12 protein-coding genes and 1 riboswitch are annotated in these 13,159 nt (G+C 38.1%); of the genes, 5 read left to right on the top strand and 7 right to left on the bottom strand.

The genetic code is table 11. The annotated features are described in order from the left end of the window. Positions 1–162 precede the first annotated feature (162 nt). The 4 genes from V7108_RS09540 to V7108_RS09525 all read right to left on the bottom strand — a co-directional run bounded on the left by V7108_RS09540 (position 163) and on the right by V7108_RS09525 (position 5,221). A complete protein-coding gene (locus V7108_RS09540; RefSeq protein WP_335568028.1) occupies positions 163–2,754 on the bottom strand; it encodes an FtsX-like permease family protein in 2,592 nt (863 codons plus the stop codon). Continuing rightward, the gene (locus V7108_RS09535; protein WP_335568027.1) at positions 2,751–3,434 is read right to left on the bottom strand and encodes an ABC transporter ATP-binding protein; all 684 of its coding nucleotides are present in this window, start codon (positions 3,432–3,434) and stop codon (positions 2,751–2,753) included. The genes V7108_RS09540 and V7108_RS09535 overlap by 4 nt, the downstream gene beginning before the upstream one ends. 91 nt (positions 3,435–3,525) lie before the next feature. After that, positions 3,526–4,530 carry a sensor histidine kinase gene (locus V7108_RS09530; protein WP_335568026.1) on the bottom strand — a complete coding sequence of 335 codons (1,005 nt, stop codon included), beginning with the start codon at positions 4,528–4,530 and terminating at the stop codon, positions 3,526–3,528. Position 4,531: 1 nt separating this feature from the next. Further along, positions 4,532–5,221, bottom strand: a complete 690-nt coding sequence (locus V7108_RS09525; protein WP_335568025.1) for a response regulator transcription factor — start codon at positions 5,219–5,221, stop codon at positions 4,532–4,534. A 387-nt stretch (positions 5,222–5,608) separates the two neighbouring features. On the opposite strand from V7108_RS09525, the gene V7108_RS09520 reads away from it, so the two are divergent. Both V7108_RS09520 and V7108_RS09515 read left to right on the top strand, forming a co-directional pair. Then, complete coding sequence (locus tag V7108_RS09520) at positions 5,609–6,085, top strand: DUF2975 domain-containing protein (protein ID WP_335568024.1); 477 nt, start codon at positions 5,609–5,611, stop codon at positions 6,083–6,085. 10 nt (positions 6,086–6,095) lie between these two features. Continuing rightward, the gene (locus V7108_RS09515) at positions 6,096–6,320 is read left to right on the top strand and encodes a helix-turn-helix domain-containing protein (protein ID WP_335568023.1); all 225 of its coding nucleotides are present in this window, start codon (positions 6,096–6,098) and stop codon (positions 6,318–6,320) included. Between the two features lie 137 nt (positions 6,321–6,457). On the opposite strand, the gene V7108_RS09510 is transcribed toward V7108_RS09515, so the two are convergent. Beyond that, entirely contained in the window at positions 6,458–7,351 is an 894-nt protein-coding gene (locus tag V7108_RS09510; protein WP_335568022.1) for a DUF421 domain-containing protein, read from the bottom strand. Between the two features lie 284 nt (positions 7,352–7,635). After that, a riboswitch (guanidine-I (ykkC/yxkD leader) is annotated at positions 7,636–7,732 on the top strand. A gap of 68 nt (positions 7,733–7,800) precedes the next feature. Between V7108_RS09510 and V7108_RS09505 the strand changes: the two genes are divergently transcribed. Next, positions 7,801–8,142, top strand: a complete 342-nt coding sequence (locus tag V7108_RS09505; protein ID WP_335568021.1) for a DMT family transporter — start codon at positions 7,801–7,803, stop codon at positions 8,140–8,142. Further along, a complete protein-coding gene (locus V7108_RS09500) occupies positions 8,142–8,456 on the top strand; it encodes a DMT family transporter (RefSeq protein ID WP_335568020.1) in 315 nt (104 codons plus the stop codon). The genes V7108_RS09505 and V7108_RS09500 overlap by 1 nt, the downstream gene beginning before the upstream one ends. Positions 8,457–8,566: 110 nt before the next feature. Here V7108_RS09500 and V7108_RS09495 read toward each other — a convergent pair whose 3' ends face one another. After that, positions 8,567–9,838, bottom strand: coding sequence for a mechanosensitive ion channel family protein (locus V7108_RS09495; protein WP_335568019.1), 1,272 nt, complete (start codon positions 9,836–9,838; stop codon positions 8,567–8,569). Between the two features lie 322 nt (positions 9,839–10,160). On the opposite strand from V7108_RS09495, the gene V7108_RS09490 reads away from it, so the two are divergent. Further along, complete coding sequence (locus V7108_RS09490; RefSeq protein WP_335568018.1) at positions 10,161–10,775, top strand: RraA family protein; 615 nt, start codon at positions 10,161–10,163, stop codon at positions 10,773–10,775. Between the two features lie 182 nt (positions 10,776–10,957). Here the strand turns inward: V7108_RS09490 and V7108_RS09485 are convergent, their stop codons facing one another. Then, positions 10,958–13,018 carry a glycoside hydrolase family 3 protein gene (locus V7108_RS09485; RefSeq protein ID WP_335568017.1) on the bottom strand — a complete coding sequence of 687 codons (2,061 nt, stop codon included), beginning with the start codon at positions 13,016–13,018 and terminating at the stop codon, positions 10,958–10,960. Positions 13,019–13,159: the final 141 nt, after the last annotated feature.

The raw sequence follows: 13,159 nt of genomic DNA, 5'->3' as shown, positions 1-13,159 counted from the left end.
TAAATTAACTATATAACGTTCGTGTTTTGTGAGTAAAGTACCGGTAAAACGGATAATTTTTACAATAATTTCTTAAAACCGGCACAAAATGTGTTCAACCCGTAAAATAGAAATGACATGTGACATTCACACGTCATTTCTAATGTTTTTGGCTTAGTAAAATCAAATACTTTCTTGCTTCAATTCATCAATAATATTTTCCTTTTTAATTTTCTGAATGGAGTAAAGCATAGCTAAACCAACAATAATGAAAATCATGATAATCACAATGCCAGCACTTACCCATGGAAAGGCGAATCCATATTCAAAGGTATGGCGCATAGACCAGAAAATCAAACCTATAACAACAAAGCTTATAGGCAGTCCGTACAGTAATGCCTTTACCCCGTAAAAAATGCTCTCATAGTTGATCATTTTATTAAAACCATTGGGTGTCATCCCGATGGAGCGGAGCATCGCAAATTCACGTTTCCTTAGGGAGATACTGGTTGAAATCGTATTAAAGATATTGGCTATTGAAACTAGTGAAATTAATACAATGAACCCATACGTAAACACGGACATGAACATGACTTGTTGTTCTTGTTCTTGACGAGATTGATAGACATTGTATACATACAAGTTCGATGGTTTCACCTGATCGAGCTCCGCCTGAGTGGCCATAGGGTCGGAGCTGTTCAAGTACAAATAAGTTCCGACTTCGCCTATTTTCTGGTCCATACCAGCCAAGAGCGCATTCCAACCTTCCTCGGAAACAATGATATCGATTGCACCAGGACCAGATGTGTGAACCCCAATTGGAACTTCGGCAGTTAAGGCACCCACTTCTACCTGACTAATAATCTCTTTCTTGCCATTCTCATCTACAATCCTATATAGATCTAGAACAGCACCTATCTTTGTATCGATAGATTTCGTTTCAATAAATTTTCCAGACTCATAATCCTGGTAAGTAATCCGATCAACAAGAATGGCTGCAGGCAAATCTCTATTTTCTAACTTCTTGTGATCTACTCCCAACTTGACAGCAAAATTCTCGAAACTTTTCTTATCTAAACCATATAAACTAACGGAATAAGGATATTTCCCATCCTCTAGGATAGAAGGTTCCTGCTCTACTTGTTTTTGTAATTCATTAGGAAGCTGTTTCTCCTCTACCCATGTATTTAAAAAATGGAGCTCTTGTACCATACTCGAAGCTGTCACATAGTCAAGCTTGGTAAACGGCTGCAAATCCTCTTTCTCCATTTGTCCTCCATCCACGTGAATATCATAGGCAATGTCCTCCAGAGAAAGCTCTATTGACTTTTTAAGGCTTTCGGTAAAAAAAGACACGGATAAAAAGAGGACAATACTGATCACAAGGGAGAAAACGGTAGCAAGATATCTTCTTTTATTCCGTTTAAGGTTCTTTAAGCCAATTTCTGCTTCAATTCCAAAAAGCTTGCGAACCAATTTGGAGGTTTTAACCGCTTTACCCGATAATTTAATATCATCACTTTGTCGAATGGCATCAATCGCAGTTACCTTCGAAGCTTTTCGTGCAGGTAAATACGTTGAAATGAAAATAGTAGCAATTGAGATCACACACGCCACAAGTAGAGAAGCGGGAGTAATGATCAGCTTTAATTTTTCAGTCCCTCCAAGTGCACCTTCAATAAATGAGTTAATAAAGCTAAAGGTAACACCAATTCCAACCAATCCCGAGATCATCCCGAATGGTATGCTGATGGCTCCAATTACAGCACCTTCAAAAAAGACAGAGTTACGCTTTTGCTTTTTAGTCGCTCCTACACTTGATAACATCCCTAAATGCCTTGCCCTTTCCGATACACTGATGGCGAAGGCATTATAAATTAACGCAACGGATCCAACAATAATAACTCCCATAATGATTGCTGCTAAAGAAAACAAAGTCATTCGCAGGTTATCATTATTCGTGACTCCGTAATAGCGCAGTAATTCATTATTGTATTGAATGGTTTTGATTCCACTCTGGCTGGCAAGTGCTTTTGAATCTTGATATAAAGATCCCCTTACCTTTTTTACCACCACGACTGCATCAAAAGTATCACTTGCGCTCAGGGAGTTCTCGTCAATAAACTCAATAACCGTATATCCGGGTGACCACGTCGGTTCCCATTTTGGCCGCTTAATGACACCTACGATTTTAAAACTTTCTGTACTTTGAATTGTAAGTTTTTCTATGAGTCCATTTTCATCTTTTTGCAAGGGATCGGTTTGACTCAGCGGCTTATCGCCTCCAGGTAACCATCGTTCTCCAATATTAAGTGTGAATGAATCCCCAATGGAATACTTCACATGAGCAGTTTCCTCGATTTCCTCTGATATAACTACTTCATTATCAGCAGCAGGAAGTCTTCCCTCTTTCAACTCTATTGGAAATTGTTTAAGTCCAGCTGCACTATATTCTTTTAAAAACAAAAATGGTTTACTATCATTTTCAGAGCCTTCAAGTGCTGCATATCCCAAGTCATTTGTGAGGATCAATTTTTCTGTATCACGATCTTTTTTAATCGATTTCAGTTGCTGACGATTGATGTCTTTATATTTGACATGCCATTCTCCATTATTGGCGATTTCCTGCCGAATCATTAAGTTCAAAAATGATACGCCAAGCGTCGCCACTGCGGTGATCATCGCAACCGAAATGATGACACCAATGATGGTAACCAGTGTTCTTCGTTTGTTTGCCTTCAGATGACGGATCGTTAATTTGTTGATGATGTTCACGGCCGAATCACCTCATCCTTGGCAATCCTTCCATCTTCAATGGAAATCACACGGTCGGCTTGAAGAGCAATCCGCTCATCGTGTGTAATCACAAGCAAGGTTTGTTGATAGGTTTTATTAAACATTTTTAGTAATTCAATGATTTCGCTGCTGTTCTTGCTATCCAAGTTACCGGTCGGCTCATCAGCGAGCATGATTGCTGGATGACTAATAAGCGCTCGTCCAATCGATACCCTCTGCTGCTGACCGCCTGAAAGTTGGTTTGGCAAATGATTCAATCGGTTTTCGAGGCCAAGAATCTTCACCACATCTGCGAGCTGCTTCGGGTCCACCTTGTGTTCATCTAACAGCATTGGCAAGGTTATATTTTCTTCTACCGTTAAAATCGGAATTAGGTTATAGAATTGATAGATCAATCCGATCTGCCGCCTTCTAAAAATCGCCAATTGTGTTTCATTCAGGTCATAAATGTCGGTGTTATCGATTCGTACCTTCCCGCTAGACGGGCGGTCTACGCCGCCTAGCAGGTGCAACAAAGTTGACTTCCCTGAGCCTGATGGACCGATAATCGCGACGAATTCTCCTTTTTTCACTGAAAACGAGACATTATCAAGGGCCTTAACCGCCGTTTCACCTTTGCCATATACCTTAGACAGATTTTCAATTTGTAATATATCCATGGGTAACCTCCAATTGTTCGTTGTTGCGTTCAGTATATCTGCCTAGTATGACTATTCAGTGACTCTAAAGTGACAATTTATTCACTTTGGGTTATATCACCCTTTTATAAAATTTAATAAAAAACTGTGTTCCTTTGCTAATCTCGCTTCTTACTTCAAAGTCTCCTTGTTGACTTTTGATGATGCTATAGGCCATTGCAAGGCCAATTCCAATACTTTCTTCCCCTGCATTTTTCCCTTTGTAAAAGCGCTTAAAAATATAAGGTAAATCTTCTTTCGGTATCCCCTTTCCATTATCAGAAATGATGATTTGTGTAAACAAGGTATTTTCTGAAAAGGAAATCGAAATCTCGCCACTGTCCTCGGTATGCTCTACACAGTTTTTAAAAATATTGATAAGAGCTTCTGTACTCCAGTTAAAATCGCCAATAAAGGAAACTTCTTTATCACCTGTAATATGGAGAGTTAGCTGCTTAACATCCATCGGCACGAGAACAGGCTGAATCGCCCGCTCCACCAATTCAGCAACATAAACGGTATCCTTTTTAAATGGAACTGTACCCGCATCCATTTTCGAAAGCTTCAATAGTGACGACACTAGCCACTCAATTCGCTCTAATTGAACACGGATGTTTTCAGTAAATTCAACCCGCTTTGAATCTTCTAACTTGGTATCTCCTAATAAATCTGCCATAACCATCATCGACGTGAGAGGTGTCTTTAGTTGATGGGAGATATCCGAGATAGCATTTGTCAGTTTTACTTTATCCTGCTGTAATAGAGAGCTATGCTCTGACAGCTTTAATGTAACTTTATAGATATCACTTTTTAAAATGCTTAGTTCACCTTCATGGTTATCGCGCAAATCCAGGCTATAATCCCCGCTCGTGATTCTCCGTAAATAGCCTGAAAGCTTAGCGATTTCGTTGTATCTCCATTTGGTAAAAAGCAAGCTGCATAGAATGAGTATGGCAGCCGTTACAAAAACAAATAGAGCAACGTGAGCAGAAAATAGGACAATCGCAGCAACTATTGCAGTGAGTGTTATGGCGATGAACACAAGCATGTAAAGCTGAATTTCTCGGTTTCGCAGCATATTAGTCACCAACCTTATAGCCCATACCGCGAATGGTCTTAATGATTTTTGGATTTTGCGGCTCGTCTTCAAGCTTTTCTCGTAATCTTTTAATGTAAACTGTTAATGTGTTGTCATTCACAAAGTCTCCCGCAACATCCCATATACGATCCAGTAACTGGGTGCGCGTAAGGACTTGCCCAATATGATTAGCAAAAATTAAGAATAGCCGATATTCTAATGAGGTAAGCAGCACTTCCTCCCCATTTTTGTAAACCTTTCCTTCTAGCACGTTAATCCGGATATTTTCGATATCAATCACGTTCTTAGGCTGGGTTGTTTGTTGCTTGTGATAACGACGCAGTACGGATTTAATGCGAGAGAGAAGCTCACGTAAACGAAACGGCTTGGTAATATAATCATCCGCCCCCATATCCAGCCCCATTACCACATTCACTTCATCATCAAGTGCCGTTAGAAAAATAACAGGTTTATCACTTTGCTTCTTGACCAATTCGCATAATTCATAACCACTGCCGTCCGGTAAAGATAAATCAAATAAACACAATTTCACAGATTCCAAATTATCAACGATTACCCGTTTGGCATCCTCTGCATTATGACAAACAATCGTCTCATACCCATCTTGTTTCAGCGAATAATCCAGGCCAGAAGCGATCGTCTTATCATCTTCTACTAATAAAATTTTCATGGTAACACCTTATTCTTTCTTTATTTACATGGTAATGTACTAGATTAGTTTAACAAACTATTCCTGACAAAATATAGGTTGAACGAAGAATTAGGCTCATTTTCTAAGTTCCTTCTATTTTTCATGAAAAAACCATCCCTAGTAGTGACTAAATAAGAGATCTTGATAGAAAGTTTTTCCAATTAATAGACATCATATTAGAAAAAAAAACAAAATGGATTCGCTTCATTTAGCCAAATTATGGTTTAAACATGATTGGGGTAAAATAGAAAAGGAAATTAATCTTTTATAACAACAAAAACATCATTAAATTTAATAAAAATTTATTGATAAACAATAAATATTGTGGTAAATTCAAATAGACAATAAATAGGTGAGGTGCTTTTTATGAAACGAGGGTCAACATTATTTTTAAGGATGGCAGTTTTTCTTATTGGAACTCCAGTTCTTGCATTAGGAATATTTGGATTGACTTGGTTAGCTAAGAATCCAGCAAATCCAGATTATTCTCATATATTATATCCAATTGTAATCGGGATGTATCTATCCGTGATACCGTTTTTTGCTGCATTGTATCAGGCTTTTAAACTTTTGGGCTATATTGACAAGAGCCAAGCTTTCTCTGAATTGTCTGTTAAGGCTCTAAAGAATATCAAGATTGCAGCAATCACAATTAGTGGTCTGTATGTGGTTATTCTGCCATTTGTTTATCTTGTAGCAGAGCTAGACGATGCACCAGGTCTCATCATCATTGGAATGGTCCCTATCTTTGCTTCCATGGTCATCGCAGTCTTTGCTGCTGTTCTTCAAAGGCTATTAAAAGAGGCAATTGATATTAAATCAGAAAATGACTTGACGGTCTGAGGTGAATAAAATGGCAATTATAATTAATATTGACGTGATGATGGCTAAAAGGAAAATGAGCGTAACAGAACTTTCTGAGCGAGTTGGAATAACGATGGCGAATCTTTCGATCTTGAAAAATGGAAAGGCAAAGGCGATTCGATTATCAACATTAGAGGCAATTTGTAAAGCATTAGATTGTCAGCCAGGAGATATTTTAGAGTATAGAAGCGATGATGACACTCAAAAATTATAGTCAAAAGACAAATAAGGAATTGTAACTTAAAAATAGGTTCGTCTTGATAACCAAGACGAACCTTTTTCATTTATGGCCTTGCTAATTTAAGGTCAATTTTCCACAAATTTATTTATTCCTTTTTTTGTACTCCGTACTTAGCTTTCTTTAAGATATGGATTGATTTTTTTTATCATATCTTCTAATTCTTTGGATTGCTTAAAATACATCTTCTTAGCATTCTTATCTTTCGTTTGATAAGCAATACGTTCAATTTCACCTTGCATGGTTCTCAGCTTTGCCGCAATGTTTGGCTTACGCTTTTCCTGTTGCGATCTTTCATCATCTTTATATAAATCAACGTATACACTTTCATCAGAATTAATCTGTGCCAAAAAGACATCTTCAAATTTAGTGGCACCCTGCTGCTTAATCTCACTGAGAAGCCATTCCTCGGTATAGCCTAAATAATGCAGCCGTTTTGGTAACAGGACTCCATCTATAATAATTAAGGAAGGGGCATGATCCTCTTCTACCGTCAGGCCGATATCATTTGCTGTTAGTGACTGAAACTCAGGTTTCTTCATGACACTGATTTGTCCGTTTGTCTCCAAAATAGCCATTTCAACCTCATCAAGATTAAATGCACTTTTTCCCCTTAAGCCAGTCAATAAATCATCATAGGTCATCTTATGTATTAAAAGGTTTTTCTCCATAATCTTGCCATTCTTAACAAGGATGGAGGGGCTGCTCTCGACCAAATCTCTAAACTTAAAGGATTTAATCGCACCATATGCAAGAATCACTGAAAAAAGTGTGTAAACAACTAAACCTGTTAAACCGCTTGTAATCTTTAATTTCGTATCGATTGCCAACGTAGAAGCCATGTCCCCAATGACAATTCCAACCACGTAATCAAAGAAGGTCAGCTGTGATATCTGCTTTTTACCTAGTATTCTTGCGAGAGTAAATAATACGATAAAGGATAAGGTAGCCCGAAGTGCTACTTCAACATATTCCGGCATTACAACCTCCGAAGTTTCATAATCCATCCTATTTTCCCCGATTTCACAGGAAATATCATTATTAGCAATAAACGGTCAAATGGTCCTAAAGGCGGTAACTTTTTATCCACCAATAAGGGACAATTCCGATGGCAGAATTACACCTTTTCGTGAAGGACTAAATGTAAATTAAAGTTCATTCCTTCCATGGCAGAAGAATAAGCTTGCCATCACACCACTTTTAAACCTTAAGAACTTACTCTTCAAAATATCCATAACTTTCATCTTGATTAAATTTTAAATGTATGTAAACTAAAAGTTAATTGCATAACGAAAATGTTTTCTAGGGTTCCGCAACGATCGGTTGGGCTGGTCCGAGAGAAAACTCACAGCTTTGCTGTGTCACGGAGGGATAAAAGCCTGGGAGATAACTGTTAAACAGTTTCTCCCAGGCTTTTTTTAATGTTAGGTAAGAATAAAATTGGAGGTGTCATTATATGAACACAGATTGGATTAAAGTATTTGTTGCTGCTCTATTTGAAGTATTTTGGGTTATTGGATTGAAACACGCAGATGACTTTTGGACGTGGGCTGGGACAGTTATAGCCATCATTATCAGCTTCTATGGAATGATTATGGCAGGCAGAAAACTTCCCGTGGGAACGGTATATGCAGTTTTTGTGGGGTTAGGCACAGCAGGCACTGTTATTTCTGAAATACTATTCTTTGGTGAACCATTCAAAATAAGTAAAATACTTTTAATTTTATTGTTACTAGCAGGTGTAATTGGCTTGAAATTAGTCACAAATGATAACGTTCAGGAAGGAGCTGATTCCTAATGGCGTGGATTTCTTTAGTATTAGCAGGGTTATTTGAAATGTTCGGAGTTGTTATGATAAATAAACTTCATAAAGATCGTAATTGGAAATCCCTCGTTCTATTGTTTCTTGGATTTGGAGCAAGCTTCCTATTTCTATCTTATGCAATGGAAACACTCCCTATGGGTACAGCTTATGCAATTTGGACGGGAATTGGTGCATCTGGTGGGGCGATATTGGGAATGCTTTTATATGGAGAATCAAAGGACTGGAAAAGGCTGGTTTTCATCGCAATGGTTTTAGGTGCAGCTATTGGATTAAAACTTGTTGCATGATGAAGGCAAATAAATAATCTATATTTATCCATCAGAAAGGCCAAATTTTACTTGAGCTACAGTAAAATTTGGCTTTTCCTTATTTCTTTTCAATTCTCCTGGTAATTGATTCATGATTGGTCCCTTTCTCTTACGAATCCACCCTTATGTAAATCAGCCGCCATAGCTTTCAAATCATTCCCCGATGGGTTTTGGAATATACAAAGTCCAAATTGCTTTGCAACGGCAAAAAGATGGTCAAAAATATCCGCCTGTACCGTTTCGTACACTGCCCACTTTGTATCATTTGAAAATGCATAGATTTCTAATGGCAGCCCGTGTTCGGTGGGTGCTAACTGTCTGACCATTAGCGTCATTTCTAGATTAATACCAGGATGATGTTGAAGATAATTGCTAATATAAGCTCTAAACACTCCGATATTCGTAAGTGCCCTTCCATTCACCGGATTGCTCCGGTTAATTTCATGCCTAGCATTGAACTCTGCAATTTCACGTTCCCGATTGATAATATGTTCAGTGAGGTAGTGAATATTTTTAAATTTTTCAATCATCTCTTCGGTACAAAAGGAAATACTTGATGTATCAATGAATAATGACCGCTTAATCCGGCGTCCTCCAGAGTTCTGCATCCCTCTCCAATTGATAAAAGAATCGGATATCAAGGCATAGCTTGGAATCATCGAAACCGTTTTATCCCAATTTTGCACCTTCACCGTATTTAACGAGATATCAATAATGTCCCCGTCCGCACCATATTTAGACATTTCAATCCAATCACCTACCCGGACCATATCATTGGCTGCCAACTGAATCCCGGCAACCAGCCCCAATAATGAATCTCTAAAAACCAACAAAAGGACAGCAGAAAGAGCACCAATTCCACTTAGAAAAATTAAAGGACTCTTGCCAATAAGATGTGCAATAAGCAAAATGATTCCAATGGTTATGACAATAATATTGATGACCTGGATATACCCTTTAATTGGCCGGATCTTAGAAATTTCAAAGGTTTTATAAATATCATTAATGGCATTTAATATCGTTGTTATAACAATTAATCCCATAATGATTAAATAGGCAACAGCACCCTTTTCGATTAAATGCCGTTTTCCCGGAAAGGTAGCTGCAAAATAATAAATAATTAGTGCCGGAACAATATGAGACAGCTTTTGAAAAACCCTTCTTTCCAACAGCATATCATCCCAGGTATTTTGGGTAGTGGCCACAATACGAGTGACCACTCTGTATACGACCTTTCTCGTGATAAAATTCGCAATAATACAGAGAGTCGCGATAAAAAATATCATAATGACGATTGAAAGATATCTCGCTATCGAAGGAGTCATTTCTAAATCTAATAGCATGTTATTAATGTAATTCATTTGTTCTCCTCCCATGGTGTTTTGAGATAGTGATCATTATAACAAGAACCTAAATGGAAGGTTCTGTTTGTCCTCTAATGCCAGAGACGATCCCAATTGAGCGGATATATCGATTGCAAAGGCAGAGATTTTTTGTATCAAATTAATTTACTTTCCTATTAGGTTTTCCAATCAAATAAGTAATAATTATCTATTTTTTTTAACTATTATATAAAGTCGAATGTTTTTTGTAGAATGGAAGTACATTTTATAATTGCCTTGGCTGTGTTTCTGTTTACTCAACAATCCTTTAACACAGCCATAATCTTAAAGGAGGATAAAAATGAGCAAGACTGTTTCGGCGTTTCAAGAGATTCCAACTACGTGTATTTCAGATATTATGCAAGGTCTAAATAATATGGATCCACTCATTAAACCGTTAAAAGAGGAATACAGAATGGCAGGGCGGGCCTATACCGTAAAAATGCCGGTTGGGGATAATCAATGCGTTTTACGTGGCATTCGTGAAGCCAAGCCGGGCGATATTCTTGTAGTGGATGCCAAAGGAGATACCTATCGAACCATCGCAGGAGATTTTATCCTTGGACTTGCGCAAACATTAGGCATTAAAGGGGTCGTAACCGATGGGGTGATCCGGGACATCATAGGGGTGAAAAAACTTAACTTTCCTGTTTTTTGTAAAGGAACAACGGTAGCCTCAAGCGCTAAAGGTGGTTGGGGTGAAGTAAACGTGCCGATTTCTTGCGGTGGAACCTCTATATGTCCTGGGGATATCATCGTAGGAGATGCGGATGGAGTTGTAGTAATTCCGAAAGCAATAGAGGAAGATGTATTAAGGAAAGCAAAAGAAAAACTTGTGAAGGACCAAGAACGGGATCAAAAAGTATCCGGTAAACCCGATGAAATTATCCGGTATTTAGATAATATGTTGATATAAATAGGACAAAAAAGGAAAACGACTGACGTTTTCCTTTCTTTTATGTTAAGCGTTGTTAAATTTCATTGTTATTATTAGAAAATTCCAACAAAAGATCGATGAAGGACAAATTAGGAAAGTCCCTAGTGAGATTTGTCCTTCATATGGATTTCAAAAAAAACCAACATTTGTCTTTAACTAGCCTAATTTTTAAAGATATTCCTCAAGAAATCACCGGATTCTGTTTTCCTGTCCTCCTCATTATAGGTTAGTCCAAAATCGTAACCATACTTGTCTCCAGTTTTTGCTTGGTATACATAGGAAGGGTCTTCATCAAAGCCTGGCACGTCCATCCTGTCGATGGCTAAAGCTTCCGGACCTGCTGGAATGGTAAGAGGAAGTTTTCCTGTCGGATTAAATTTTCCGCGAATCACATCCATTAATGCTTCGGCTTTCACTCCGAACGTCCCAATGACAGCCGCCGCATTCGGTTCAATTTCTTGAATCAGCCAAGGGTTACTAAAGTTGATGACGGTAATCGTCGGTACCGTTTTCTCAATTTCGATAATCCGGCTTTTGTTATGAATATTCGAATCAGGTCCAATGGAAATGGTTGGCTGCTTCGAAAGAAGATCTTGTTTGGGTTTTATCCATACTAGTGCATGTGTTGCTTCTTCCAAATGGTCTGTTAAAGTGATGCCCCGATCATAGTTCTGAATAGTTTCTTTAAATGCAATCGTATTTGCATTCTGTTCTCCAGCTGGGAACGATTCGACATAAAGTTTCATATCTTTTATTTTTTTATCATTTAGTGGCAAAAGTTTCTGATCATTGCGTAATAGAACGATCGACTTGCGATGGGCTAAATCTGCCTTTTCTTTTGAGGCGGGATTGTTAACCACGTCAAGTGCCCTTTTCGAATCCACATACGGGTTTTCAAACAAACCTAATTCCATCATTTCTGTGAGCAAATAGGATACAGATTGATTGATTTGTCCTTCACTAACCAAACCTTGCTTTACTGCATTTATAATGGGCTGTGGATCTTTCTGTCCGGAAAAAACATTTGCACCCGCTTCCAATGCTTTAGCAACTCTTTCTTCCCTCGACAAATGTTTAGCTCCCCAAGCCATATCAATAATTGCTCCCGTATCTGAATTGACATAACCTTTAAAACCAAGTTTCTCACGCAATAAGTCGGTGAGGAATGCTTTATTAAAAATAAAACCAACTTCTTCAAATTGCTGATTTTCATCATAAGGAGGAAGCCCTTGCTCTGCACTTTTATTACTTGGATAAGCATAATAAGGCAGCATAGAAGTTGTTCCAGCTTCAATGGCTGCGATAAACGGCGGCAAATGATACTTTTGCAAGCTCCCTTTTGTTGGATAAATATTAAAATTCCCTTCCTCGAAATGCGGGTCTTTACCCAAATATCTCGATCCCCCGCCAGGAAAATGCTTTGTTGTCAAAGAAACACTGGTATCGTCAAGTTCTTCACCTTGAAAACCTTTGATTAACGTATAATTGATATCTGAAACAAGTTTAGGACTTTCTCCAAATGTTTCTAAAATCCTTGACCATAAAGGTTGTGTTGCAAGATCAGCATTGTAGCCATACATTTTACGAAGACCGGAAGACGTCCATTCTTTACGTGCAATTTGAGCAAAATCTTTAACCAAATCAAGGTCCCGGCTAGCAGCAAGACCTAATGAATCAGGAAAGATGGTAAATTGGCCAGGCTCATCTTTTGCGGTAACATAATAATCTTCTGTTTCTCCTAAATTTGTAATATCAGCAATCGTTGTGTAATGATTCCGGGGATTTGAAATCAGAACGGCTGGAATCCCTAATCTTGTTCCCTCCGTCCTTTCTTGCAATTGATTATTAGTATTGGCAATTTCGTCAACACCAGGTGTCTTCCGATATACATAATATCGAGCATGTTGATTGATCAGATTATTGTGCTGTTCCATTTTAGATCCTTCGATGTCTTGAAATTCAGGTATAGCCATAAGTCCCGCTTTTTCTTCTAGGGCCATTTTAGATAGTAGATCTGCGACTCTCTTTTCAACCGATAACTCCCAATTTTCATAATCATCGAGTGTTCCATTTGAATTTAAATCTTTATATACTTTTCCGTCGATCGTAAGCGTTGCTTTTACCCGTGCCACGACTTGAGGATTAACACGTTGGGCATTTACAGCAGGGTTAACGATGACAAAAGATAAAACGAGGATTATCAAACTGCACTTCAACTTCAACAAGTTCCCTCTTTTCAATCATTCATGGTGGTTGATGTTTAGTCTCCAATTTTCACATATATTTTCCTTTTCAGGAAAAATTATTCACTCAAAACGAGGCAATACAAAGACCTGCTCTAACCTGTTGACAAACTTGAATTC

The sequence above is a fragment of the Neobacillus vireti genome, assembly GCF_036962345.1.
Lineage (GTDB): Bacteria > Bacillota > Bacilli > Bacillales > Cytobacillaceae > Neobacillus > Neobacillus vireti_A.
The sequence above is the reverse complement of the archived record's forward strand: the minus strand, read 5'-3'. Positions and strand labels throughout refer to the sequence as shown.